The 24,288-nt window shown below is 70.2% G+C and carries 28 protein-coding genes and 1 tRNA gene; 14 read left to right on the top strand and 15 right to left on the bottom strand.

The window, feature by feature from the left end; genetic code table 11:
* Window positions 1-48 precede the first annotated feature (48 nt).
* Window positions 49-540 carry a hypothetical protein gene (locus DO944_RS13245; RefSeq protein ID WP_112617652.1) on the top strand — a complete coding sequence of 164 codons (492 nt, stop codon included), beginning with the start codon at window positions 49-51 and terminating at the stop codon, window positions 538-540.
* A gap of 92 nt (window positions 541-632) precedes the next feature.
* Here the strand turns inward: DO944_RS13245 and DO944_RS13250 are convergent, their stop codons facing one another.
* From DO944_RS13250 to catA, 3 genes are read right to left on the bottom strand one after another with little or no spacing between them, the layout of a single operon-like run.
* Window positions 633-1,040 carry a GNAT family N-acetyltransferase gene (locus DO944_RS13250; RefSeq protein ID WP_112617653.1) on the bottom strand — a complete coding sequence of 136 codons (408 nt, stop codon included), beginning with the start codon at window positions 1,038-1,040 and terminating at the stop codon, window positions 633-635.
* Window positions 1,037-1,600, bottom strand: coding sequence for a pyridoxamine 5'-phosphate oxidase family protein (locus DO944_RS13255; protein WP_112617908.1), 564 nt, complete (start codon window positions 1,598-1,600; stop codon window positions 1,037-1,039). The genes DO944_RS13250 and DO944_RS13255 overlap by 4 nt, the downstream gene beginning before the upstream one ends.
* Window positions 1,597-2,253, bottom strand: a complete 657-nt coding sequence (catA, locus tag DO944_RS13260; protein ID WP_112617654.1) for a type A chloramphenicol O-acetyltransferase — start codon at window positions 2,251-2,253, stop codon at window positions 1,597-1,599. Before catA ends, DO944_RS13255 begins: the two co-directional genes overlap by 4 nt.
* Window positions 2,254-2,310: 57 nt before the next feature.
* On the opposite strand from catA, the gene DO944_RS13265 reads away from it, so the two are divergent.
* On the top strand, window positions 2,311-2,712 hold the full coding sequence (locus tag DO944_RS13265) for an arsenate reductase ArsC (protein ID WP_112617655.1): 402 nt from the start codon (window positions 2,311-2,313) through the stop codon (window positions 2,710-2,712).
* A 95-nt stretch (window positions 2,713-2,807) separates the two neighbouring features.
* On the opposite strand, the gene DO944_RS13270 is transcribed toward DO944_RS13265, so the two are convergent.
* Together DO944_RS13270 and DO944_RS13275 are read right to left on the bottom strand one after the other, a co-directional pair.
* Window positions 2,808-3,323 carry a septum formation family protein gene (locus tag DO944_RS13270; protein WP_181574245.1) on the bottom strand — a complete coding sequence of 172 codons (516 nt, stop codon included), beginning with the start codon at window positions 3,321-3,323 and terminating at the stop codon, window positions 2,808-2,810.
* Window positions 3,324-3,409: 86 nt separating this feature from the next.
* Window positions 3,410-3,793, bottom strand: a complete 384-nt coding sequence (locus DO944_RS13275) for a DUF4406 domain-containing protein (protein WP_258524742.1) — start codon at window positions 3,791-3,793, stop codon at window positions 3,410-3,412.
* 45 nt (window positions 3,794-3,838) lie between these two features.
* On the opposite strand from DO944_RS13275, the gene DO944_RS13280 reads away from it, so the two are divergent.
* Window positions 3,839-4,594, top strand: coding sequence for a DeoR/GlpR family DNA-binding transcription regulator (locus DO944_RS13280; RefSeq protein ID WP_112617657.1), 756 nt, complete (start codon window positions 3,839-3,841; stop codon window positions 4,592-4,594).
* Window positions 4,595-4,711: 117 nt separating this feature from the next.
* Window positions 4,712-5,599, top strand: a complete 888-nt coding sequence (locus tag DO944_RS13285) for an SDR family oxidoreductase (RefSeq protein WP_112617910.1) — start codon at window positions 4,712-4,714, stop codon at window positions 5,597-5,599.
* An 11-nt stretch (window positions 5,600-5,610) separates the two neighbouring features.
* Here the strand turns inward: DO944_RS13285 and DO944_RS13290 are convergent, their stop codons facing one another.
* Window positions 5,611-5,946, bottom strand: coding sequence for a response regulator transcription factor (locus DO944_RS13290; RefSeq protein ID WP_112617658.1), 336 nt, complete (start codon window positions 5,944-5,946; stop codon window positions 5,611-5,613).
* A 529-nt stretch (window positions 5,947-6,475) separates the two neighbouring features.
* Between DO944_RS13290 and DO944_RS13295 the strand changes: the two genes are divergently transcribed.
* Window positions 6,476-6,970, top strand: coding sequence for a DUF1269 domain-containing protein (locus DO944_RS13295; RefSeq protein ID WP_023953810.1), 495 nt, complete (start codon window positions 6,476-6,478; stop codon window positions 6,968-6,970).
* Window positions 6,971-7,022: 52 nt separating this feature from the next.
* Here DO944_RS13295 and DO944_RS13300 read toward each other — a convergent pair whose 3' ends face one another.
* From DO944_RS13300 to DO944_RS13310, 3 genes are read right to left on the bottom strand one after another with little or no spacing between them, the layout of a single operon-like run.
* A complete protein-coding gene (locus DO944_RS13300) occupies window positions 7,023-7,253 on the bottom strand; it encodes a helix-turn-helix transcriptional regulator (RefSeq protein WP_094260618.1) in 231 nt (76 codons plus the stop codon).
* Window positions 7,250-7,864, bottom strand: coding sequence for a hypothetical protein (locus DO944_RS13305; RefSeq protein ID WP_112617659.1), 615 nt, complete (start codon window positions 7,862-7,864; stop codon window positions 7,250-7,252). The genes DO944_RS13300 and DO944_RS13305 overlap by 4 nt, the downstream gene beginning before the upstream one ends.
* Window positions 7,864-8,625, bottom strand: coding sequence for a hypothetical protein (locus DO944_RS13310; RefSeq protein WP_112617911.1), 762 nt, complete (start codon window positions 8,623-8,625; stop codon window positions 7,864-7,866). The genes DO944_RS13305 and DO944_RS13310 overlap by 1 nt, the downstream gene beginning before the upstream one ends.
* Window positions 8,626-8,800: 175 nt before the next feature.
* On the opposite strand from DO944_RS13310, the gene DO944_RS13315 reads away from it, so the two are divergent.
* Both DO944_RS13315 and DO944_RS13320 read left to right on the top strand, forming a co-directional pair.
* Entirely contained in the window at window positions 8,801-11,326 is a 2,526-nt protein-coding gene (locus tag DO944_RS13315; RefSeq protein ID WP_112617660.1) for an ATP-dependent Clp protease ATP-binding subunit, read from the top strand.
* A 168-nt stretch (window positions 11,327-11,494) separates the two neighbouring features.
* The gene (locus DO944_RS13320) at window positions 11,495-12,244 is read left to right on the top strand and encodes a gamma-glutamyl-gamma-aminobutyrate hydrolase family protein (protein ID WP_112617661.1); all 750 of its coding nucleotides are present in this window, start codon (window positions 11,495-11,497) and stop codon (window positions 12,242-12,244) included.
* A 147-nt stretch (window positions 12,245-12,391) separates the two neighbouring features.
* On the opposite strand, the gene DO944_RS13325 is transcribed toward DO944_RS13320, so the two are convergent.
* A complete protein-coding gene (locus tag DO944_RS13325) occupies window positions 12,392-13,276 on the bottom strand; it encodes a transglutaminase family protein (protein WP_112617662.1) in 885 nt (294 codons plus the stop codon).
* Window positions 13,273-15,792: a circularly permuted type 2 ATP-grasp protein gene (locus tag DO944_RS13330; protein ID WP_112617663.1), complete on the bottom strand. Its 2,520-nt coding sequence runs from the start codon at window positions 15,790-15,792 to the stop codon at window positions 13,273-13,275. The genes DO944_RS13325 and DO944_RS13330 overlap by 4 nt, the downstream gene beginning before the upstream one ends.
* Before the next feature lie 68 nt (window positions 15,793-15,860).
* Here DO944_RS13330 and DO944_RS13335 point away from each other — a divergent pair, with 68 nt between their 5' ends.
* The 3 genes from DO944_RS13335 to DO944_RS13345 all read left to right on the top strand — a co-directional run bounded on the left by DO944_RS13335 (window position 15,861) and on the right by DO944_RS13345 (window position 17,730).
* Window positions 15,861-16,373 carry an amino-acid N-acetyltransferase gene (locus DO944_RS13335; protein ID WP_112617664.1) on the top strand — a complete coding sequence of 171 codons (513 nt, stop codon included), beginning with the start codon at window positions 15,861-15,863 and terminating at the stop codon, window positions 16,371-16,373.
* A gap of 45 nt (window positions 16,374-16,418) precedes the next feature.
* Window positions 16,419-17,087: a hypothetical protein gene (locus DO944_RS13340; protein ID WP_181574246.1), complete on the top strand. Its 669-nt coding sequence runs from the start codon at window positions 16,419-16,421 to the stop codon at window positions 17,085-17,087.
* Between the two features lie 235 nt (window positions 17,088-17,322).
* Window positions 17,323-17,730: a dehydrogenase gene (locus DO944_RS13345; protein ID WP_112617665.1), complete on the top strand. Its 408-nt coding sequence runs from the start codon at window positions 17,323-17,325 to the stop codon at window positions 17,728-17,730.
* 134 nt (window positions 17,731-17,864) lie between these two features.
* Here the strand turns inward: DO944_RS13345 and radA are convergent, their stop codons facing one another.
* The 3 genes from radA to DO944_RS13360 form a co-directional block, all read right to left on the bottom strand.
* Window positions 17,865-19,229: a DNA repair protein RadA gene (gene radA / locus DO944_RS13350; protein ID WP_112617666.1), complete on the bottom strand. Its 1,365-nt coding sequence runs from the start codon at window positions 19,227-19,229 to the stop codon at window positions 17,865-17,867.
* 162 nt (window positions 19,230-19,391) lie between these two features.
* Window positions 19,392-20,348 carry an L-lactate dehydrogenase gene (locus DO944_RS13355; RefSeq protein ID WP_112617667.1) on the bottom strand — a complete coding sequence of 319 codons (957 nt, stop codon included), beginning with the start codon at window positions 20,346-20,348 and terminating at the stop codon, window positions 19,392-19,394.
* Window positions 20,349-20,380: 32 nt separating this feature from the next.
* On the bottom strand, window positions 20,381-21,160 hold the full coding sequence (locus tag DO944_RS13360) for an SDR family oxidoreductase (RefSeq protein WP_112617668.1): 780 nt from the start codon (window positions 21,158-21,160) through the stop codon (window positions 20,381-20,383).
* 100 nt (window positions 21,161-21,260) lie between these two features.
* Here DO944_RS13360 and DO944_RS13365 point away from each other — a divergent pair, with 100 nt between their 5' ends.
* Window positions 21,261-22,112, top strand: coding sequence for a helix-turn-helix transcriptional regulator (locus DO944_RS13365; protein WP_112617669.1), 852 nt, complete (start codon window positions 21,261-21,263; stop codon window positions 22,110-22,112).
* Window positions 22,113-22,115: 3 nt separating this feature from the next.
* Here the strand turns inward: DO944_RS13365 and DO944_RS13370 are convergent, their stop codons facing one another.
* Complete coding sequence (locus DO944_RS13370) at window positions 22,116-23,504, bottom strand: MFS transporter (protein ID WP_112617670.1); 1,389 nt, start codon at window positions 23,502-23,504, stop codon at window positions 22,116-22,118.
* Window positions 23,505-23,575: 71 nt separating this feature from the next.
* Between DO944_RS13370 and DO944_RS13375 the strand changes: the two genes are divergently transcribed.
* The 3 genes from DO944_RS13375 (at window position 23,576) to DO944_RS13385 (ending at window position 24,194) form a co-directional block, all read left to right on the top strand.
* Window positions 23,576-23,666: transfer RNA gene (locus DO944_RS13375), tRNA-Ser, on the top strand.
* Window positions 23,667-23,784: 118 nt separating this feature from the next.
* Window positions 23,785-23,970 carry a hypothetical protein gene (locus DO944_RS13380; RefSeq protein WP_112617671.1) on the top strand — a complete coding sequence of 62 codons (186 nt, stop codon included), beginning with the start codon at window positions 23,785-23,787 and terminating at the stop codon, window positions 23,968-23,970.
* A 5-nt stretch (window positions 23,971-23,975) separates the two neighbouring features.
* Complete coding sequence (locus DO944_RS13385) at window positions 23,976-24,194, top strand: hypothetical protein (RefSeq protein ID WP_112617672.1); 219 nt, start codon at window positions 23,976-23,978, stop codon at window positions 24,192-24,194.
* Window positions 24,195-24,288 lie beyond the last annotated feature (94 nt).

Here is a 24,288-nt window from a genome sequence, read left to right on the forward strand (position 1 = left end):
CCGGGAAGTCTGGTCGGCAAGACGATGACCGCTACCCGAAGGGCACCCGTGAACCCTCGCATCGCCGTTGCCGGTGACCGACCCGAACCGATGGCGGCCGCCATCGAGGCACTCGCGACCGACGGGGAACCCACCTGCCTCGTGTGGACGGTGGATCTGGAGTCGGAGCCGACGGTCCGTCGCTCCCGCACCGAGCTCAAGCAGCGCTACGAATCCCTCCTCGCCCACGCGTCGGGTCTCGCGGCGCTGCGCAACCTGGTCGTCCTGCTCCGGCACGCCGACCGTATCCCCGAACGCAAGATGCACGCCGCTGCTGCAGCGCTCGCCACCCGGCTGCACGCCGACCTCGAACGGGCGCGCGGTCGCTACGTGGATGTCGCCGTCGTCGACATCAGCTCGTGCACCGACACCCGGCGCTTGCTCGACCGCGTCGAAGAGGTCGCGGGAACGGCGGCCGGTCCGGTCGGGAACGTCGCGCTGACCTGGCACGAGATCCGCGACCGCAGCATTCACGCCGCCGCTGCCGCGTCGCAGTTCTGAGCGCCGCCACCGTCCGTCGAGTCGCCAGGATGTGCGGATCCGGCGCCCCGCGCATCCGCAGCTTCTGGCGAGTCGACCGCTCGGCGGAGGGGTCAGCCGCCGGCGACGACGTCCATGCCCGGGCCATCTGCCGGACGCGGCACGAAGCCGTGGCGCTCGTAGAAGGCGGCGCGGCCACGCGCGGCGAAGAGCTGGATGTCGTCGACGCCGCGCCGCCGTGATTCATCGACCAGCATGCGCAGGATTTCGCTCCCGATGCCGCCGCCCCGCGCCGATTCCGCGACGATCATCTCGGTGACGAACGCGTGCAGCGCACCGTCGCTGATGAGGCGCCCGATGCCGACGAGCCTGCCGTCGTCGTCACGCGCCGAGCACACGACCCAGCTGCCCGCGAGGGCCCGTTCGAAGGCCTCGGGTGACCACTCGGCCCAGCCCGTCTCGGCGTAGAGCGCGGCGAACTCGGCGGCCGTGGGCGGCGTGAGGGAGTAGTGGACGGTCACGCTGCACCTCCGAGGAGCGTGTGCCGCCAGGTCGCCCCGTCGCGTTCGTAGACGACGCGGGTGTGGCGACGGTCGAGCGATCCCTGCCAGAACTCCACGCGGGTCGCCTCGACGCGCCAGAGCGCCCAGTCGCCTTCCGCGACGCCCCGGCGTGCCGCCTCCGACCGTGCCGCGAGGTCGGCTGCGGTGTCGTCCGCGCTCGCCTCACAGACCGACCCGCGCACGCGCACCGCCCGCATGACCGGCTGCCACCAGAAGGCGAGGGCTGCTGCGGGCTGCGCTGCGAGCTGCCCGCCCTTCGCGGACGACCGTGTGCTCGCGAACGCCCAGCCGCGGTCCTCGACGTCTTTGACGATCAGCGTCCGCGCATCGGGGATGCCGTCGGCGTCGACCGTCGCGAGGGTCGCGGAGTGGGGCTCGGCGACACCCGCGGCGGCTGCCTGGCGGATCCACTCCTCGAACAGCGTCACCGGCGATGCGGGGAGCCGGTCGGTGTCGAACACCGGAGGTGTGCCCGTCAGCGAGGGCTGCGAGCGCAGCCACTCCCGCAACGCGCTCATGCCGCGAGCCACGCGACGTCGGCGAAGAGCTCGCGCAGGTCGTTGACGAGCCGAGCGGTGTGGAAGCCGTCGGCCGCGGCGTGGTGCACCTGCACGGCCACGGGCAGCAGCGTCCGCCCCTCGCGCTCGCTGTAGCGGCCGAGCGTGAAGATCGGAGCGAGGTGGCCCCCGCCGCCGTCGACATTCAGGTTGAACCCGGTGAAGTCCGTCCACGGCAGGCTCGACACGTCGAAGCTGTTCGCCGGCGGCGGACCCTGCGGGAAGAGCTCGGTGCTGCCGGCATGGTCGGCGATGACCCGGGCCGCGGCGTCGTGGAAGGCGGCGAAGTCGCGGTCGAAGGCCACCGAGACGCTCGAGAACGTCTCGGTCTCGGGGTGGAAGACCGTGAACGACGGGTGGACCTCCGGCCAGACCGCCGGCTCGTCGTCGCCGGTGAGCGTGATGCGGAACTCCGGGTGACGGTTGACGATCGACGCGATCGCCCAGATCTGCGCGATGTAGGTGCGGCGCCCGGAGGCGCGCACCGCCCCGACGAAGTCCGTCACGTCGATCTCGACCGTCATCGAGTAGGTGCAGCGAACGGTGCGGAGGTAGTGCTCGAAATGCCGCCGACGCGGCCAGGTGTCGAGGTCGATGGGGATGGCGTCGTCCATGACCTCATCCTCCCAAAGTGGCCTGTCGCGGCACAGATGCGGGAGAGTAGAGGCATCATGACCGACACCACGCCCTCCGTCCTCTTCGTCTGCGTGCACAACGCCGGTCGCTCGCAGATGGCCGCGGGGTTCCTCCGCGACATCGCGGGCGATCGCATCGAGGTCCGCTCGGCCGGGTCCCTGCCCGCCGATCGGATCAACCCTGTCGCGGTCGAGGCGATGGCCGAGCTCGGCATCGACATCACCGCCGAGCAGCCGAAGGTCCTCACGACAGAAGCTGTGCAGGCGTCCGACGTCGTCATCACGATGGGATGCGGGGATGCCTGCCCGTTCTTCCCCGGCAAGCGCTACGAGGACTGGAAGCTCGACGATCCCGCAGGGCAGGGCATCGAAGCCGTCCGCCCCATCCGCGACGACATCCGCGAGCGCATCCGCCAGCTGGTCGACGAGCTCATCTGACGACACGTCGGCCCCGAACGACGATCGCCCGCCAGGGACGGATGTCCACAGCGGGCGATCGCGCCGGTCGCCTCGAGGGCGATGGCGGAAAAGCGTCAGCGCGCGGCGCCGGCGAGGGTGCCGGTCACCTGGCCCTGCGGGTCGCCGATGAGGCAGAGGATCTCGCGGTCGCCGGCGTCCCAGCTGCCCTGGGTGGGGACGTAGTAGTTGTACCCGAGGACCGACTCCTCGTACGAGATGCCGACGAACGGCGCGAACGCGTCGTAGCAGACCTGCTCGGCTTCGGTCTGCGCCGCCTCGATGCCGGGGAACTCGTCGGCCTCGATGTCCTGCGCGTGGTAGGCCTCGAGGTCGTGGGCCTCGCCGCAGGGGACGGTCGGGGTCTCGGTGACCTCGGTGTCGGCCGTGCCCGAGTCGAGCATGCAGTCGCCCACGCGGATCGCGAAGACATCGGTGCTCTCGTTCGACTCGGCGATCGCGCCCGACTCGTCGCGGACGGGGGCGGCGGCTCCGCCACCGGTGAAGGCGTTGAGCGTGGAGCAACCGGTCGCGAGCAGAGCGACGGTCAGTGCGGCGGCGGGCAGGACGAGGAGTCGACGAGTAGCGTTCACGTCGAACGACTCTAGCCAGTTTCGGCTGTTTCTGGGAAACCCTGATGATTTTCCTGAGTGTTCATCCGGGGGATGCATGAAACGCTTCACGCCACGCCGGGCACATCGCGGAGGGCCGTGTAGACCGGGATGCCGCGCTCTCGGGCGATCGCGACATCCTCATCCGCGCCGCGCGACTCTCCGGGCAGGCGGAGAACCGCGTCGCAACGTTGCAGCAGGCGGCGAGCCACCGGATACATCACCTTCTCGGCCAGGGGGTCGGTGGGGCCCGAGGCTCCCGCGCTCGCGAGGACGGGCAGCGCGACCCACTCGCCGATCATCGGGATGTGTCCCGCCTCGAAGAGCGGCCATGCCGCCTCTTCGAGGCGGTCCAGGTTGCGCCGCATCAGGGCGGGATCGCCGCCGGTGCCCGAGGCGTAGGGCCCGGCGATGAGGATCATGAGGGAATCGGTCGTGGCTTGTGCGGTCATGACTCGATAGTATGCATAAACGTGCACAAATGTGAAGGAGTCGGAATGCTTGCTGCATCACGAAAAGATCTGTTGCTCGCGCGCCTCCGTGCCGACGGGCGTGTCATCGCCAAGGAGCTCGCCGCTGAGCTAGGGGTCTCCGAAGACAGCATCCGCCGCGATCTTCGCGAGCTGGATGCCGCCGGCCTCGCCGTTCGCGTCTACGGGGGAGCGGTTCCGGCGTCGCCCGCCGTCGCCGACTATGCGACTCGTCAGGCGGTCGCGACCGAGAGCAAGCAGCGCATCGCACGCTTCGCCGCGAGCCTCATCGAACCGGGCAGCACCGTCATCGTCGACGGCGGCACGACCGCCCTCGCCACGGTGCGGGCGCTCGACCCGGCGCTGGCCTGCACCATCGTCACCCACAGTCCGACCGTGGCGGCGGCGCTCCTCGATTACGCAGCCGACGTCATCATCATCGGCGGGCGGCTGTTCAAGCATTCCGCGGTCGCGAGCGGCGCCGCGGCTGTCGAGGCCGCACGCATGGTGCGGGCCGACCGCTTCCTCCTCGGTGTCACCGGGATCCACGCCGACGCGGGCCTGACGACCGGCGACGCGGACGAAGCGGCGATGAAGCGCGTGCTCGCCGAACGCGCTGCCGAGACCTACGTCCTCGGCAGCGAGGAGAAGATCGGTGCGGTGTCGCCGTTCGCGGTGCTGCCGTTCGACGAGGTCACGGGGGTCATCGTCGATCCCGCGGCTCCGGCCACCAGCCTGGAGGCCCTCGACCGCCGCGGCGTCCCGCTGCTCCGCGCCGGGTGACACGTTCCGGGTGACGCCCTCGCGGCTGCTCGCTAGGCTGAGCCCCATGCAATGCCGGTGAATTCGCTTCCGATCCCCATCCGCGCGTCGACGCCGACGCGATCGAAAGGTTCACTCATGCACGCATACTCTTCCGCGCCCGTTCTGCCGCTCACCGGGAAGACCGCCCTGGTCACGGGCGTCTCACGCCGCCGGGGCATCGGCTTCGCCGTCGCCACGACTCTCGCCCGGCTCGGAGCGAGCGTCGTCGCCCACCACCACCGGCCCCACGACCTCGACCTGCCGTGGGGCGGCGACGACCTCGATGCCGTCCGGGCCGGTATCCGCTCCCACCTCGTGGGCGACGCGAGCTTCGCCGACATCGCCGGCGATCTGAGCGTCGCGACGGCGGCGGCCGACCTGGCCGATGAGGCGGCCGCGGTGACGGGCGCGCTCGACATCCTCGTCTGCAACCATGCCAAGAGCGGCGACGACGGCAGCATCCTCGATATGACGCCCGAGCGTCTCGACGCGTTCTGGGACGTCAATACCCGCGCGACCCTCCTCCTCACCGCGGCCTTCGCCCGCCGCTTCACCGACGTCCCGTCGGCGCCGCGCCGGCCGGGCGACCGGATCTCGGGGTCGAAGCCCTACGACGCGCCCCGGGGGCACGTCGTGTGGATGACCTCGGGCCAGATCCACGGGCCGATGGTCGGCGAGGCGGCCTACGCGACCAGCAAAGCCGCCCTCGCGGGCGTGACCGGAACGGTCGCCGCGGAGCTGCTCGAGCTCGGCATCATCCTCAACACCGTGAACCCTGGACCGGTGAACACGGGCTACCTCGACCCCGACACCACCGACCGCTCGCTCGACGGCCTCGACGACTGGCTGGCGACGACGGCGTTCGGACGCGTCGGTCGGCCCCAGGATCCCGCTGAGCTGATCGGGTGGCTCTGCAGCCCGGCGGGGTCGTGGCTGGTCGGCCAGGTGCTCACGAGCGACGGCGGCTTCAGCCTGCTCGGCTGAGCGGGGGCGGTTCAGCGCTTGTTCGTCGAGGCGAGCGCGACGATCTCGCCCCGGGTGGAGGCTCCCGTCTTCCGGCGGATGTTGCGGATGTGGTTCTCGACCGTGCGAACGCTCAGGACCAGCTTGGCGGCGATGTCGCCGTTGGACATATCGGCCGCGATGAGCTGCACGATCTCGCGTTCGCGCGGTGTGAGCAGCATCGCCGTGCGGTCGCGCCGCGTCCGTCTGACGTTCGTGTCGGCCAGCTCGCGGGCCGCTTCTCGGCAGGCCGCTGCGCGGTCGTTGTCGCCGTGATCCCGGTAGAGGTGCGCGGCGAGGTTGAAGTACTTCAGTGCTTCGGCCGCCATGCCCTCGCTGCGCAGCCCGTGGGCGGCCGCCTCGACTCGAGGACGAGACCGCGGGGATCGGTGCGGACCTCATCCTGAATCGCGCTGGCGGGAGCGCCGGCGGCGAACGTCAGGCCCAGAAGAGCTGCCGTGGTGAAGCCGATCCGGTGGAGAAGCTGCCCCGAGCGTCGCTCCGGAGCCGCGTTCCCCCTCGGGGTTCGTCGCGGACGTCGTTTTCTGTGTGGCACGGTGCGCTCCTCTCCGGTACGAGAGCGCGTCGGGCAGCGTCGTGCGGCACGCCCCCCATGAACGCGCCAGATGCGCCGCGGCGCTCCGGTCAGATGTTCGCAGGCGTCTCCATCTCGCGGCGGACGCCCGGTTCGGATTGCGTGCTCATCGCGGTGCCGCTGAGTGTCGCTCCCCGCGTTCTGAGTGCCCGTCGCCGGCGCGCAGGGCGACGCTCCGGTGCCGCCCGCGACCCCCCTTGTTCCTGTTGCGACGCGGAGATACCGTCGCCCCGAGGGGACGAACCACACGGAATGAGGATTTCATGGCCGATTTGATCGTGATCGCTTTCGACACCGAAGCGGATGCCGAAGCCGCCTACAACGAGATTCAGGTTCTCCAGAACGACCTGGTCGTCGAACTCGCCGGCCTTGCCCTGGTCAAGGTCGACGACGAGGGGAAGACGAAGGTCGAGTACCCCGGCGTCGTCGGAAAGGTGGGAGCCGGCGCCGCGGGCGGAGCGCTGTTCGGGGCGCTGATCGGCATCCTGTTCTTCGTGCCCATCGCGGGGCTCGTCTTCGGTGGACTGTTCGGGGCGCTGTTCGCGGGCCTCGACAAGACCAATCTGGATGCCGAATTCCGCGACCGCGTGAAGTCCGCGGTCTCTGCGGGGAAATCCGCGGTCGTGCTCTATGCGACCAAGATCACGACGGACAAGTTCGCGTCGGCGCTCGCCGGCTACAACGGCACCGTCGTGCAGACGTCGCTGTCGGAGAAGGACGAGCGGGAGCTCATCCACGACCTCAGCAGCACGCGGTAGTCCGTGGCGCGTCCGGGTCGGGGTGTCATTCGCCGCACCCCGACCCGGTTCGTCAGTCCGCGCGGACCAGCAGGTCGCCGATCTCGCAGTCGAGCGCCCGGCAGATGGCGGAGAGCGTCGAATAGCGGATGGCGCGGGCGCGATCGTTCTTGAGCACCGAGAGGTTGACGACCGAGACGCCGACGATCTCGGACAGGCGCGTGAGGGTCATCCCCCGCTCGGCCAGCAGCTCGTCGAGGCGGCAGTGGACTCCGCTCGGGCCCTCCTCGTCTGCGGGGCTCACACCAGGCCATCCGTGTCGCGCTGCAGCCGCACGCCGCGTCGGAATGCGATCGCGATGAGGCCGACGGCCACGCCGACCGCCCACACCGGCGCCCAACCCCAGAAGTCGAGGAAGTGCAGCGGCTCGACGTCATCGACCCCGAGAGCGGTGAGGATGCCGTTGCGCCCGATGTTCTCGAGGATGATCACGACGAATCCTCCCCCGACCAGGGCCCACCCGATGACGTCGAAGGCCCGAGCGGTCGCCGGGACGAAGAACCGGCCGCGCAGGAAGCTGCGTGCGACGTACATCACCGCGGCGATCACGGCGAGGCACGTGATGTCCCACACCACGATCGAGCCCGCAAGCGCGGCTGCGGTGCCGCCGTCGACCTCCGGCGCGATGACGAGGGCGGTCTGCACGATGCCCTCGACGTGCCCCGTGCCCGACCCGACGGAGGCGGAGAACGGTTCATCGTCGATGTCGATCCGCCAGGCGACGCCCGCCTCTCGAAAGACATCGAGGAAGCGCGCGACGACTGTCAAGACGACGGTGATCGCCGCGCCGGTGCCGAGCAGGAGGACCGTGATCGCGTCGGCAGCATCCGAGCGGGGTCCGCGGGTGAGTGTCATCACACCAGTCCTTCCGTGTCGCGTTCGAGTCGAGAGCCGTACCGGAACACCGCGGCCAGCGCGGCGAGGCCGAGGCCGGCAGCGATCGGCCAGAACGGCAGGGTGACGTTGAGCGTCGCTTCCGGCCACCAGGCGAACGGATCGTCGACTCCGGGAATCTCGGTCCACCGCGCGCTTTCCCGGGCGAAGAGCTCCTGCGAGGCCATGCTCCCGGCGATGTCCGAGAGGAGCTGCGCGGCCGTCCCGCCGGCAGCGACGATGACAGCGGTCGCCATCGTCATGCGAACGACGATCCGATCGAAGGTGCGCCCGGCGAGCAGCTGGAAGCAAGCCACGGCGATGAGCCCCGCGATCGCCGCGGGGATCAACGACCACAGCGCCTGCCCGGTCGTCCACAGCCCCCGCGCCAGCGGACTGACCCCCGCCACGTCCACCTCGGCGACCGTGAAGCCGCCGCCGACGACCTCGGCCGTCGGGCCCGTGTCGATCGTGACTCCCGGAAGAAGATCGGGCCAGAACGGCGCGACCGGAACGCTCATGCGCGGGGCGTCCGCGGCGAGGTTCTGAATCACCGAGATGGCGGCGCCGAGCAGGCTGAATGCAGCCCAGGCGGCAGACAGGGAGAGCGCGAGGCTCACGACCGGCGACGCGTCCCCGCGACTACGCGCGCGGCGCGTCGCTCTGATGAAGAGCGCCGCGGCGACGACGAGGGCCACCGCAGCGATGATCACGATCTGACCGACCGCCCACACGTTCGACATCCGCATTCCCGTTCTTATCGATAGTCGTTGTTATCGAAAAACGTTATGGCCTGGCCCTGCCGAGCGCAACCCCGCGTAACGCTATGCCGACGGCGAACACGGGCATACCCGTATCCGTGCCTGGTTACTCTCTTTCGTAAGCGCCCGGAGTCCCGGCGCTCAAAGGAGGCTGACGATGTTCGAGAGATTCACGGATCGTGCCCGTCGCGTGGTCGTGCTCGCCCAAGAAGAGGCGAAGATGCTCAACCACAACTACATCGGGACCGAGCACATCCTCCTGGGTCTGATCCACGAGGGTGAAGGCGTCGCGGCCAAGGCCCTCGAGAGCCTGGGCATCTCGCTCGACGCGGTGCGCGAGCAGGTGCAGGACATCATCGGTCAGGGGCAGCAGCAGCCGACCGGTCACATCCCGTTCACGCCGCGCGCGAAGAAGGTCCTCGAGCTGTCGCTGCGCGAAGCGCTGCAGCTCGGACACAACTACATCGGCACCGAGCACATCCTCCTCGGCCTCATCCGCGAGGGCGAGGGTGTGGCGGCTCAGGTGCTCGTCAAGCTCGGCGCCGACCTGAATAAGGTCCGCCAGCAGGTCATCCAGCTGCTCAGCGGCTACCAGGGCAAGGAGCCCGCCGGCGCGACCGTCGGCGCGGGCGAGCAGGCCCAGGCGCCGCAGGGCGGCTCGGCCGTACTCGACCAGTTCGGGCGCAATCTCACGCAGGCCGCGCGCGACAACAAGCTCGACCCGGTGATCGGCCGCGAGAAGGAGATCGAGCGGGTCATGCAGATCCTCTCGCGTCGCTCCAAGAACAACCCCGTCCTGATCGGCGAGCCCGGCGTCGGCAAGACCGCCGTCGTCGAGGGTCTCGCCCAGGCGATCGTCAAGGGCGATGTGCCCGAGACGCTCAAGGACAAGCAGGTCTACTCGCTCGACCTCGGATCGCTCATCGCCGGTTCCCGCTATCGCGGTGACTTCGAGGAGCGTCTGAAGAAGGTCACCAAGGAGATCCGCACGCGCGGCGACATCATCGTCTTCATCGACGAGATCCACTCGCTCGTCGGTGCCGGTGCGGCCGAGGGCGCGATAGACGCCGCGTCGATCCTCAAGCCGCTGCTCGCCCGCGGTGAGCTCCAGACGATCGGTGCCACGACACTCGACGAGTACCGCAAGCACTTCGAGAAGGATGCCGCCCTCGAGCGCCGGTTCCAGCCGATCCAGGTCGGCGAGCCCAGCATCCCTCACGCGATCAACATCCTGAAGGGTCTGCGCGACCGGTACGAGGCGCACCACAAGGTGCAGATCACCGATGGCGCGCTCGTCGCCGCGGCGAACCTCGCCGACCGGTACGTCAGCGACCGCTTCCTGCCCGACAAGGCCATCGACCTGATCGACGAGGCCGGCGCCCGCCTGCGCCTGTCGATCCTGTCGTCGCCGCCGGAGCTGCGCGAGTTCGACGAGAAGATCGCCAAGGTCCGCGAGGACAAGGAGCGCGCGAGCGAGGAGCAGGACTTCGAGAAGGCCGCGTCGCTCCGCGACGAGGAGAAGTCTCTGCTCGCCGAGCGCCTGCGTCTCGAGAAGCAGTGGCGCTCGGGTGACGTCGCGTCGCACGCGGTGGTAGACGAAGGCCTCATCGCCGAAGTGCTCGCCCAGGCCACCGGCATCCCGGTGTTCAAGCTCACCGAGGAGGAGACCAGCCGGCTCGTCTTCATGGAGAAGGCGCTGCACCAGCGCGTCGTCGGCCAGGAAGAGGCCATCGCGGCGCTCTCGCGCACGATCCGTCGTCAGCGTGCCGGTCTGAAGGACCCCAAGCGCCCCTCGGGCTCGTTCATCTTCGCCGGCCCCACCGGTGTCGGAAAGACCGAGCTGGCCAAGGCGCTCGCCGAGTTCCTGTTCGACGACGAGGGCGCGCTGATCTCCCTCGACATGTCGGAGTTCGGTGAGAAGCACACCGTCTCGCGTCTGTTCGGCGCCCCTCCCGGATTCGTCGGATTCGAAGAGGGCGGCCAGCTCACCGAGAAGGTGCGCCGCAAGCCGTTCTCGGTCGTGCTCTTCGACGAGATCGAGAAGGCCCACCCCGACATCTTCAACTCGCTGCTGCAGATCCTCGAAGAGGGTCGTCTGACCGACGGTCAGGGTCGCATCGTCGACTTCAAGAACACCGTGATCATCATGACGACGAACCTCGGTTCGTCGGCGATCGCCGGTGGTCCGGTCGGCTTCCAGGTCGAGGGCAATGCGCAGACGAGCTACGAGCGGATGAAGGGCAAGGTCGACGAAGAGCTCAAGCGGCACTTCAAGCCCGAGTTCCTCAACCGCGTCGACGACGTCATCGTCTTCCCGCAGCTGAACAAGGCCGAGCTTCGCCAGATCGTCGACCTGTTCACGAAGCGGCTGAGCGACCGGCTGCTCGACCGCGACATGACGGTCGAGCTGTCGGATGCCGCCAAGGACCGCCTCATCGAGATCGGGTTCGACCCGACGCTCGGCGCCCGGCCGCTGCGCCGTGCGATGCAGCGCGAGGTCGAGGACCAGCTCAGCGAGAAGATCCTGCACGGCGAGCTCAACGCGGGCGACCACGTGAAGGTCGACACCGAGGGCACGAAGTTCGTCTTCGAGACCGCTCCGCGTGAGGGCAAGGTCGCGGTCGGCGTCGGCGCTGCCGGCGAGATCGCCGCGACCCCCGACATCGCTGCGAGCGGCGACTGACCGGGATCGCGCGAGCGACGAGTCGTACGGAGGGGCGGATGCTGCGGCATCCGCCCCTCCGGCGTTTCCGGGGCCTGTCGGCGGGACACGCCGCACGACGCAGCCGGAGGGCTGTGGGCTGGCCCGGCGTGTGATCGGCGCGAAACACGACGGCTCTACGATCGGCGCGTGAGCAGCGAAGACGCGACGACGGCGCCCCGACCCGTCATCGGCTTGACGACCTATCTCGAGCGCGCGCAGCAGGGGGTGTGGGACGTGCGGGCGAGCTTCCTGCCGCAGCAGTACTTCGACCGGATCGCGTCCTCGGGCGGCGCGGCGGTGCTGCTGCCGCCGCAGCCCTCGCCCGGGCCCGCCGCCGACGTCGTGCTCGACCGGCTCGACGGGCTCGTGCTCACGGGCGGCCTCGACGTGCAGCCCGAGCTGTATGGGGCCGCGCGGCATCCCTCGACGGATCCGGCGCGGCCTGACCGCGACGACTGGGAGCTCGCTCTGCTGCGGGGTGCCCGCGAGCGCGGCATCCCGGTCCTCGGCATCTGCCGCGGATTGCAGCTCATCAACGTCGCCGCGGGCGGCACGCTCCATCAACACCTTCCGGACGTGCTGGGCACCGACCGGTACCAGCTCGGCGGCGGTGTCTTCGCGCGGAACGAGGTCTCGGTGTCGGCCGGCACGATGCTGTCCGAGCTCGTCGGCACGGGTTCGCTCACCGTGAGCAGCTACCACCACCAGGGCATCGACCGACTCGGCGACGACCTCGTGGTCTCGGCACGCAGCGGCGAGGGGCTGCCGCAGGCGATCGAGTCGCCGGGTTCGGACTTCCTCGTCGCCGTGCAGTGGCATCCCGAGGAGGAAGCCGCCGACCGACGGCTCTTCCTCGGCCTCGTCGCCGCCGCGACGGAGTACGCCGCACGCCGCTGATCCCGCCGGTATCCGTGGTCGGTCGGCGTCCGCCGGCGTGCCGGGATGCAAGCGATCGTGGGACACCCCGGAGATGGATGCCTCGGCCCGGGGTGTCGCCGCTGAGCCCCTGCATCCGCGCACGGCGCACGCAGCTCACCCGGCGGGTCAGGGCTCGAGCGGGGCGACGTCGACCGAGACGCGGAGGGTCGAGGTCTTCGCCTCGGTGAAGATGATGCCCTTCACGGGCGAGACGTCGCCGTAATCCCGGCCCCATGCGACAGTGACGTAACGGTCGTTGGCCCACTGGTCGTTCGTCGGATCGATCGCGAGCCACTGGTCGCTGCCCGGGAGCCAGACCGCGAGCCACGCGTGCGAGGCGTCGGCGCCGAAGACCCGCTCCTTGCCGGGCGGTGGCTGCGTCGCGAGGTAGCCCGAGACGTAACGGGCCGCGACGCCGTGCGAGCGCAGGCACGCGAGGGCGACGTGGGCGAAGTCCTGGCAGACGCCGGCCCGCTTCTCGAGCGCATCGGCGACGGTGCTGGTGACGGTGGTCGCGGTGCTGTCGTAGTCGAAGTCGGTGTAGATGCGGTGCATCAGGTCGGTCGCGGCTTCGCCGATCGGGCGCCCGGGGGTGAGCGAGATCGCGCCGTAGGCGGCGGTGGCCTCCGACTGCGCGACGCGGGGCGAGGGCATCGCGAATTCCGCCGCGCGCCACGCTCCCTCCTGGTCGGGATGCCGCAGCGGCCGCGCCGTCTCCCAGGGAAGCGCGAGCGCAGCGGCGTCGTACTCGGGAGCGGTGACCGCGACCTCGCTCGACGCCTCGATCGACAGCGCCTCGTGCGCGTCGGTGACGTGGAAGTACGTCGACCAGTTGCCGAAGTAGTCGGAGTCGCGGCGCATGTCACCCGGGGCGGGGGAGACGACGACCTCCGCCTCGCGCACCCGCTGCCCGGGCAGCTCGCGAGGGATCAGGTGGAACTGCCCGACGCTGTCTTCGACGGGATCGCTGTAGGTATAGGCGGTGCGATGCCAGACGCGGTACTGCTTCACGCGCGAGCCTCCATCAGTTCCTCGATGAGGGCGAGCGACGAGAGTGCCACCGGGGGCGGTCCGCTCTCGAAGTGCAGCTCGTCGATCGCGTCGCCCAGCTGTTCGAGCTGCGCCGTGAGGTCGTCGAGCAGCTCGGCGAGGGGCGATCGGATGCCGTCGACGGCATCCCCCAGTGCATCCGTGTCGATCGCGCCGACGAGGTTCTCGAGGTCGTCGACCAGGCGCTCGGGGCGTGTCGACCCCGTCGACGCGGGGGCTGCGGCAAGGTGCGTGCGCAGCTCGGCGAGGCAGAACGCGAGCGAGCGAGGGTTGTCGGGGTCGCGCAGCAGCAGGTCGAGCACGTCGCCGAGGCGCACCGCGCCACGGAACCGGCGCCGGTGGGTGACGATGCTCTCCGACGCGGTGAGCAGCGCCTCGAGCACGGCCCGCTCGGTGCGTGCGTCGCGGCGGTCGACGACGACCCGCAGGATGTGGCAGACCTGAAGTGCGCGCTCGAGGAAGCGTCCCGCCTCGATGAAGTGCCAGCCGGTGTCGCGCATCATGTTGGCGGTCACGCCCTGCAGCGACAGCACGACCGTGAGCATGCGTCCCGCCGACTCGGCCGTGCGGTGGGCGTGCGGCGACGCCCGCAGGGCGCGGGAGGCGCGTTCGATGCCGGCGAAGACGCGCCACGTGTCGCCGGACAGCTGGTCGCGGACACCGTCGAGCGCGTCGCGCAGTCGGCTGAGCGCGTGAGCGGTCGAGCCGACCCGAGCCGAGTCGAGCAGCAGCGACCGGAAGTCGGCGTCGGCCGCATCCGGTCCGGGACCGGCGAGCCGGTGGATGGCGTCGCGCAGGACGCGGGCGCTCGTGTGGCTGGCGCGGCCGGCGCCGGCGAGGTCGAGCTGCTGCTGCGCCGTGAGCACGAGCCGCAGCAGGTCTTCGGCCCGTTCGGCGTATCGCCCCGACCAGAACATGTCGTCCAGGGCACGCGGTGCGATGCTCGGAGCACTGCGGCCGCCCGGGAGCGGACCGATCTCGACGAGGCCCTGGTCCGCGTCGCCCTCGGCGGCCTTCAGCACCCAGACGTCCTTCGTGGTCGGGGCTGCGTCGGGGCTCTCTCGCACCGTCGCGAGGCCGCCGAGAAGCGGGCGATAGGCCGAGCCGTGGCGCAGGGTGAACGCGCGGAAGATCAGAGCCCGGGCACGCGCGCCCTCGCCGGTCCAGACCGGGGCCTGCGAGAGGGGCAGCAGCTCCTGACCGACGTATCGGTGCGGGTTCGCCTCGATGCGGTCGGCGATGGCCGCGGCATCCAGCCCCGTGAGATCCCGGCGTGAGCCGTCGAGCGTACGCACGAGCACGGAGTCATCGCCCGCGCGGACGCGTTCGAGCACGACGGCGCGCGCCGCCTCGTCGCCACACCACCACGTCGGGACCGCCGAGAGGCGGAGCTGTTCCCCGAGCAGGGCTTCGCACGCGGCCGGGAGGTAGGGCAGGAGCGCCGGGTTCTCGAGGACGCCCGCCCCGAGCCCGTTGACCAGTCGCACGGTTCCGCGGCGCACCGCCTCGGTGAGACCGGCGACGCCCAGGCGCGAGTCGGACCGCAGCTCGAGCGGGTCGCACCATTCCGCGTCGACGCGCCGCAGGATGACGTCGACCTGCTCGGTCGGTTCGCGGCGGGGCCAGCCGGTGGGCTTCATCCACACCCGCCCGCGGCGCACGACGAGGTCGCTGCCCTGCACGAGCGACAGGCCCAGGCCCCGCGCGAGGAAGGCCTGGTCGAACGCGGTCTCGGAGTGCGGCCCCGGCGTCAGGACGACGACGCGCGGCTCGGTGACGCCCTCGGGCGCCGACGCGGCGAGCGTCGCGTGCAGCGCCGAGAAGTAGGGCTCCATGCGGTGCGGGTCGCTCTGCTGGTACAGGTCGGGCAGCACCTGCGAGATGACGCGGCGGTTCTCCATCGCGAACCCGAGCCCAGACGGGGCCTGCACGCGGTCGGCGAGCACCCGCCATTCGCCGTCGGCGTCGCGTCCGAGGTCGGTGCCCGACAGCAGCAGCGGATGCCGGTCGGCCGCGGTCGCTCGCGCGAGGGGGCGGAGGAATCCCGCGTGACCGAGCACCGCGGCGGCGGGGACGATCCCCGACGAGAGCAGGGTCTGCGGTCCGTAGAGGTCGGCGAGGACGGCGTTCAGCAGCTCGGCGCGCTGCGCGAGGCCCGTCTCGAGCGGGGCCCAGCTGGCCGCGTCGACGACGAGCGGAACGGGGTCGAGCTGCCAGGGCTGGGCGCCGCTGTCGGGCCGGACGTAGGTCACACCGTCGTCGGCGAGGAAGCGGGTGATCTCGCCCTCGACGCGCGACAGCTCGGACGGCGTCAGGGCCAGCGCGAGGCCGGCGAGCGACTGCCACGCGGGGCGGAGGCCGCCGTCGGCATCGACCACCTCGTCGTACCGCGAGAGGTCGGCCGGGCCGTGGGGAAGCGACGACAGAGGCAGTGTCGGCTGGGACACTGCGGCGGCGTAATCACGGAGCACGCTCACGTCGGCACTCCAAGGCGGGAGGGATCTCGGGCTGAGGCAACCTTACCGGCGCGGACTATCGTTGAGGCGTGAGCTCAGACGACCCGGCCTTCGTCGTCCGCCCCGCGAAGGCGAGCGACGTCCGCGGCATCCGCGAGATGCTCGACCCCTGGGTGCAGCGACGAATCCTGCTCGGCAAAGACCTCGTGGTGCTCTACGAGTCGGTGCAGGAGTTCGTCGTCGCCGAGGCCGACGGGCAGCTGATCGGATGCGGCGCCCTTCACGTCATGTGGGAGAACCTCGGCGAGGTGCGCACCCTCATCGTCGTGGACGAGTGGCTGCACCGTGGGGTGGGCGGCGCCATCGTCGACCGGCTCGAGCAGGGCGCTCGCGAGCTCGGTCTCTCGCGCCTGTTCTGCCTCACCTTCGAGGTCGACTTCTTCGCGCGGCGCGGGTTCGAGGCGATCGGCGAGCAGATCGTCGACGCCGATGTGTACTCGCAGCTGCTGCGGAGCCCCGACGAGGGCATCGCCGAGTTCCTCGACCTCGCGCACGTCAAGCCGAACACCCTGGGCAACACCCGGATGCTCAAGCACCTGTAGGCGTGCCGCCGGGGCGGCATCCGACCTGCGGCCTACCCTGGCTTCATGACCGACACGCCGCCCCGACGCCGTCATTCGCCCGCGGTCTACCGCCGGCGACGTCTCGTGCTGCTGCTCGCCGTGCTGGTGCTCATCGCCGCTGTCGTGCTCGCGTTCTGGCGACCGTGGGAGGGATCGGCAGCGGACAGCACTCCCGCTCCGGCTGCGTCGTCGGATGCCGGTGAGGCACCGGCGTCACCGCCCGCGGATCAGCCCACGCCCGCGGCATCCCCCAGTGCGCCGCAGCCGTCGTCGGACGCGACGCCGGCCGAGGTCGAGGCGTGCTCCGCTCGGTCGGTCCAGGTCTCGGCGGTCACCGACAAGGAGTCCTACGGAGCCGGCGAACTGCCGCAGCTGTCGATCTCGCTGACGAACTCCGGCTCGGCTCCCTGCCTGCTCAATGTGGGCACGGCGACGCAGAAGCTCACGGTCGCGAGCGGACCCGACGTGTGGTGGCGTTCGACGGACTGCCAGAGCGAGTCGAGCGATCAGGTCGTGCAGATCGACCCCGGCCAGACGGTGTCGAGCGTGACTCCGATCACCTGGGACCGCACCCGCTCGTCGGTCGACACGTGCGATGCGGAGCGTCCGGCAGCGCCCGCGGGCTACTTCAACCTGGCGGTCGAGATCGGTGGGCTCGCGGCGCAACAGGAACGACAGTTCGTGCTGCGCTGACGCGTTCACCGACGTGAGACTTTTCTCACCGGAGAGAGGGCGACAGGTGGCGAGCTCGGCCGTAACCTGGATGCAGTTCCCCGAGGACCCCCGCTGTCCCCAGCAGCGAGTAGTCGCGAAACCCCCCAGAATCGCGACGACGGATCCCCACCTCGGGTGAGCGATGGGCCCTCTCGATTTCCTCAGTCCCCAATGAAGAGTTCGAGAGGGCCCCTTCTCTCTCTAGGCTGAGGTGATGGCTGGAAAGAAGCGCGGCGCGAAGAAGCCGGTGCCCGAGTTCCGCAACCCGCAGCTCGCAGACGCTCTGCAGACGCAAGACATGGCTGCCCTCGCATTCGCGTTGCGGCACGGTCCGACGGTGGTGCCGCTCATGCGACCCGGGAACCGTGACGATCCGCGCGACGTCGGTGAGATCTGGACGTATCGCGATCCGAACACCGGCGATGTCGCGCTGCTGCTGTTCAGCGATGCGGCGCACAAGCCGGAGGCGCTTCCCGCCCACGTGGCGTTGCAGTCGCCCGGGGGCCTGCGCGCCTTCCTCGGCGTGCACGAGGCCGAGATCAGCACCGTGTTCTTCGACATCGCCGGCCCGCACCCGATGCAGGCTGCCCCTCAGGACGTGATCGCCGCCCTCGACGCCTGACCTCGGGCTCGTTGTCTGGGCTGGGCTCGGGCTCGGGCTGGGGCTCCGAGTTTGGGTTGGCAGTTGGTGCCCCCTCATCCCTGGGGTGGGGGCGTGAACTGCCAGGTGAGTCCAGGTGAGTCGGCGTGGGCGGGTCAGAAGCCGGCGTCGGCGGCGGATGCTGCGGGCTGGCGCACCTGCAGGTCGCGCATCGCTCCGCCGATCGTGCGGGATGAGGCATCCACCACGGCGGTGTAGCCCATGCGCTTCGCTTCGGACTGCCGCTGGTTCGACTGGGTGACCGGGCGGATCTCTCCGGCGAGGCTGAGCTCTCCGAAGGCCGCCACCTGTCGCGACACGGCCCTGCCACCGACGGCGCCCGCGATGGCGATGGCGATGGCGAGGTCTGCGGCAGGCTCGACGAGGCGCACACCTCCCACAGTGGAGACGTAGACGTCCTGGTCGCTCGTGACGGCGACGCCGCGCTTCTCGAGCACGGCGAGGATCATCGCGACGCGCGCGCTGTCCACTCCGCTGACGACACGGCGGGGGTTGGGTGCCCCGGTCTTGAGCGTCAGCGCCTGAACTTCGACCGGCAGGGCGCGACGCCCCTCGAGCGCGATCGTGACGCACGTGCCCGGCACGGGGTCGCCGTGCCCGAGGAACAGGGCGCTCGGATCGGGCACCTCCGCGATGCCGTCGCCCGTCATGTCGAAGCATCCGACCTCATCCGTCGGCCCAAAGCGGTTCTTGAGCGCCCGGACGAAGCGCAGCGAGGTCTGGCGGTCGCCTTCGAACTGGCAGACGACGTCGACGAGGTGCTCGAGCACCCGCGGGCCGGCGATCGAGCCGTCCTTCGTGACGTGTCCGACGATGAGGACGGGGAGGTCACGCTCCTTCGCGACGCGGATGAGCGTCGACGCGACCTCTCGCACCTGGCTCGGCTGGCCCGCGACCCCGTCGGACAGCGACGACGACACCGTCTGCACCGAGTCGACGATGAGGAGGTCGGGACGCACCTCGTCGACGTGGCCGAGCACCGTGGCGAGGTCGGTCTCGCTCGCGAGGTAGAGGGCATCGTGCAGCGCGCCGGTGCGCTCGGCCCGCAGGCGGACCTGGCCGAGCGATTCCTCCGCGCTGACGTACAGCACTCGCCGACCCGAGCGGGCGGACTGCGCGGCGACCTCGAGGAGCAGGGTCGACTTTCCGACGCCCGGCTCGCCCGACAGCAGGATCGCCGCCCCGGGTACGACGCCACCGCCCAGCACGCGGTCGAACTCGCCGACGCCGCTCGAACGTCGAGGCGCCTCGGTCGTGTCGATCTCGGTGATCGGACGAGCGGCGCGAGCAGCGCCGGGGCTCACCGCCGTGACGGTCGACGTGATGCCGGTCTGCGTCGCCGCCTCGACGACCGTGCCCCACTGCTGGCACTCACCGCAGCGGCCGACCCATTTGGCCGTCGTCCACCCGCACTCGGTGCACTTGAAGGCCGAGGTGGCAGCGGGACGTCGAGAGGCCATGCGTCCAGGGTAGGCGCGACCTCCGACATCCCTCGGTCCCCGGGCCCCCGCGAGCCTCGCCCCGATACAACTGTCGGACCGGTGGTGCGGATGTCGTCTTCCCGGGGCTACGGGACGACACCAGCAACGCCGGTCCGACGGATGTATCGGCGTACCGACTGATCAGCCGCGCAGGGAGGTCGCGACCTCGCTGAGCGCCGCGGCCGAGTGCTGGAACAGCTCGAGCTCGCGCTCGGAGAACTCGATCTCTCGCACCGGGAACGCGCCCCGGCGGTTGACGACCGACGGCACGGACAGCGCCATGCCGTCGACTCCGTGGAAGTCGCGCAGCACTGTGGAGACGGGCAGCACGGCATCCTCGTCACGCAGGATCGCCTCGACGATGCGCGCGCTCGAGAGGCCGATGGCGTAGTTCGTCGCGCCCTTGCCCTGGATCACCTTGTAGGCGGCGTCGCGGACGTCGATGGCGATCTGGTCGAGCTCCTCCTTCGTGAACTTGGGCTGACCGTCGAGCGGCACCCAGTCGAGGATCGGCACCGTGCCGATGGTGGCGTGCGACCACAGCGGGAACTCGGTGTCGCCGTGCTCGCCGACGATGTACGCGTGCACGCTCGAGATCGAGACGCCGGCGCGACGCGCGATCTTCCAGCGCAGGCGCGAGGTGTCGAGCACGGTGCCCGAGGCGAAGATGCGCTCGGGCGGCAGGTCGGTGGCCTCCTGCGCGAGAACGGTGAGCACGTCGCACGGGTTGGTCACGATGACGAAGGTCGCATTGGGGGCGACGTCGAGCAGCTGCGGCATCATCGATGCGATGATCCCCGCGTTCACGCCCGCCAGCTCGGTGCGCGTCTGCCCGGGCTTCTGCTTCGCGCCCGCGGTGATGACGACGACGTGCGAACCCTCGGCGACCGAGATGTCGGATCCGCCGATGATGTCGCTCGAACCCGTGAACTGTGCCCCGTGCGCGAGGTCGAGCACCTCCGCCTCGGTCTTCTCGGTCGCGATGTCGTAGAGGGCCACGTGACGGGCCGATCCGCGGATGAGGGCCGCGTAGGCGACGCTGGATCCGACGGCGCCCGCGCCGACGACGGTGAGTTTGGAGTTCTCGATCGCGCTCATGATCTCAGTCTGGCAGGGGCTCATGAGAGTCGCTACCGGGCCCCTCTCCGACCTGCGTGCGGGTCGCTGGAGTTGAGTGTGCGCACGACATCGGCGTAGTCGCCGCGGGCTTCACCATGGCGTAGGAACTTCGCGCGCTCGACGAGCACCTCGCGCACGTCGGCATCCCGCTCGAGGATCGTCATCACCTCGTCGACGAACTCGTCGAGCGGCTGCGCCTGCGGGTTGTCGGCGTGACCGGGCATGAGGTCGGTCTGCACGGCGGGCGGCACGAGCTCCACGATCGACACCGGCGATCCTGCGTACTGCAGTCGCAGTGATTCGCTCAGCATGTGGACGGCGGCCTTCGTCGCGTTGTAGCTGGGGGTGGCGGCGAGCGGAGCGAAGGCCAGGCCCGAAGAGACGGTCATGATCGTGGCGGCGGGGCGTGTCAGCAGGTGCTCGATGAACGCGCCGATCAGCCGAATCGGTCCCAGCAGGTTCGTGGTGACGGTGCGTTCCGCGCTGTCGACGAAGCCCGCGGGAGAAGTCCAGTCCTCGGCGTTCATGATGCCCGCCATCGTGACGAGCACGTCGAGATCGGGATGCCGTTCCAGAACCTCGGCGGCGGCACGGCCGATGGATGCGGCATCCGAGGTGTCGATCTCGAGGCCGTCGATGCCCGGGTGCGACGAGCGGAGGTCGTCGATGAGCTCGCGCCGGCGCCCGCCGACGATGACCGTGTTGCCGCGCTCGGCGAGGGCGATGGCGAGCGCCCGGCCGATGCCGCTCGTCGCGCCGGGGATGAAGATGGTGCGTCCGGTGATGTCCATGCCCCGACTCTCGTTGCGGCATCCTGGTGCATCCAGGCACGCCCGAACGGGGGAGCGGCGGTCCCTGGCTCGCTCGGGTCGCCGCGGCCACAATGGATGCGTGGACCGTGCCGCTTTCGCCCGATTCCTCCGCGCGCGCCGCGAGCGACTGCGTCCGGAGGATGTCGGGCTGCCGTCCGGAGAGCGCCGCCGTGTGGCGGGGCTCCGACGCGAGGAGGTGGCGCAGCTCGCCCTGATGAGCGCCGACTACTACACGCGCCTCGAGCAGGAGCGCGGGCCGCAGCCGAGCCTGCAGATGCTCGCCTCGCTCACGCGGGCACTGCGGCTTTCGCGTTCCGAGCGCGACCACCTGCACCGCCTCGCTGGGCACACGCCGCCCGAGCGTTCCGGCGCTGCCGATCACGTCGCGCCGGCGCTGCGGCGGGTGCTCGATCGGCTCGACGACATCCCGGCGCTCGTGATCACCGAGCTCGACGAGACTCTCGCGCAGAACGATCTCGCGCGGGCTCTGTTCGGCGCGCGGGAACGGCGCATCGGACCCGAACGCAGCGGTGCCTGGTGCTGGTTCGTGCATCCCGTCAGCGAGCGGGCGGTGTACCCGGCATCCGATCACGACCGGCAGAGCCGGGCGATCGTGGCGAACCTGCGCGCCGTCGCGGGCCGGGGTGGCGCAGGGTCGCGGGCCGCGCGTCTGGTCGATGACCTACGCGAGCGGAGCGCCGAGTTCGCGCGGCTCTGGGATCTCGAGGAGGTCGCCGAGCGGTTCGCTGATCACAAGGTGGTCGTGCATCCCGCCGTCGGCGAGATCGAGGTCGACTGCCAGGTGCTGTTCACGGAGGACCGCTCACAGGCCCTCCTCACCCTCACCCCGGAGCCCGGGTCGGAAGCGGCGGAGAAGCTGCGGATGCTGTCGGTGCTCGGGCCGCTCGCGGCGGAGCGCTCGCCGGCCTGAGCGTCAGTCAGCCGCGGACGGGGTTGCTGCAGCTGAGGGTGCGCTGTTCCGGATGCCGGTGAAGGCGATGAGCCCGCCCGCGGCCATGAGCGCGGCGGTGACGATCGCTGCTCGGTGGAATCCGTCGAGGTCGAGCGCGCCGCCCACGATGGGTGCGAGGAAGGCGATGACCACGAGGCCCGCGACCCGCGCGACGGCGTTGTTGACCGCCGAGGCGATGCCCGAGCGATCGGAGTCGATCGCGCCGAGGATCGTCGAGGTCAGCGGCGAGACGGTCAGCCCGAGCCCGAGCCCGAGCACGACGAGGCCGGGCAGCACCTGCCACCAGTAGTCGAAGCGCTCGCCGACGAGCAGCAGCATCAGTGCGCCACCGGCCATGACGAGGGGACCGACGGTCATGAACAGCCGTCCGCCGAGGCGTTCCGCGAGCGAGCCGGCCCACGGGCTCAGCACGATCAGCAGCACCGTGGTCGGCAGGCTCGCGAGGCCCGCCAGCGTCGCGCTGAGGCCGGCGCCCTCCTGCAGGTAGACGCCGACGACGAAGCCGTTGAGCGAAAGGGCGGCGTAGACGAACAGGGTCGCGAGGTTTCCGGTCCAGTAGTTGCGAGTCCGGAACAGCCCGAGCGGAAGGATCGGATGCCGCGACGTGCGCTGCCGCAGCAGGAAGGCCGCGAACATCACGGCGCCGCCGGCCAGCGGCATCCAGATCGCGGGGGAGGCCCAGCCGAGGTTCGGCTGCTCGATCAGTGCGAAGACCATGCCGCCCAAGCCCGCCGTGCACAGGACCGCACCGAACCAGTCGATGCCCGCATCGGCTCGGCGTTCGTCGTGCACGGGGAGTCGTGCGACGAGCCACAGCGTGACAGCCACCGGCAGGACGTTGATGAGGAACGCGTAGCGCCAGGACAGCAGGTCGACGAAGAGGCCGCCGAGCAGCGGCCCGACGAGCGAGGCACCGGTCGTGAAGGCCGTCCACAGCCCGATGGCGCGCGAGCGTTCGTGGCCCTGGAGGAGCGACGTGATGAGGGCGAGAGAGCTCGGCACGAGGAAGGCGCCTGCCGCGCCTTGGACGGCGCGCGCGGCGATCAGGAAGACCGGATCCTGCGCGAGTCCCACCGCGACCGAGGCGACACCGAAGCCGATCAACCCGATGCGCAGCACGAGGAGGCGCCCGTAGGCGTCGCTCACCGAGCCCGCGAGGAGGATCAGCGACGACAGCGTCAGCAGGTACGCGTCGACCGCCCACTGCTGCGTCGCGAGACCGCCGCCGAGCTCGCGTTCGATCGCGGGGAGCGCGACGTTCACGATCGTGCTGTCGAGGAACGCGACGGATGACGCGAGCGACGCGATCGCGACGATGAGAGCTGTCTGCGGGGCCGATGATCGCGTCACAGACACACGCTACGCCCGGCCGGGGACACCGTGGTTCGCAGCATCGCCTCGGATGTCGTAAGCTGGTCGGCGGTGACGTGTCCGAGCGGCCGAAGGTGCAACTCTCGAAAAGTTGTGTAGGGTAACCCCCTACCGTGGGTTCAAATCCCACCGTCACCGCCAATGAAAACCCCCGGTTATCCGGGGGTTTTCTGCATGTAGCGGCCGGGTATGGTGCAATTTTGGTGCACATCTGAAGCTGAAGCCGTGGACCGATCGGGCAGAAGCCGGAGGCGACTCCGTGTCGTTCGGCTTCGTGATGGAATCGAACCCCCAGGCGCTCGCGAACCTCCGAGGCGGCAGGGACTACGACGTGATCGATTTCGTGATTCTCCCGATGGAGCCGGCCACGATGAGCGTCAAGCCGGTCGTTCGCGTCATCGTCAGCTCGTCGAGTCGCGAGGCGCGCCGTACCGGGTGCTGGTAGGTCGTGTGAAGCGCGACCCGTCCACGTTCAGGCGCAAGGACGACGCCGTCGAAATGCTCGACGAGATGAACCTGCCGCACTTCTGCGGCGTCATCAGCGAGCACGTGATGCACACCGACGCGCCCCTGACCGGCGAGGTCGTCACTACCTACCCGCGCAGCCGCGCAACGGCCAACGCGATCGAAGATTACAAAGACCTGGCCCTGGAGCTCACGAGCCTCTGAACCAACGGAAAGAGATAGGACACTCCCGATGGCACGAGCAAAGCTCTCATCCCTCGTAGGGCGCGTCGACGGCGCCCAGGCTGCCGAGGGCGCA

Origin of the sequence: Microbacterium sp. SMR1 (genome assembly GCF_003289625.1) — a bacterium.
GTDB lineage: Bacteria > Actinomycetota > Actinomycetes > Actinomycetales > Microbacteriaceae > Microbacterium > Microbacterium plantarum.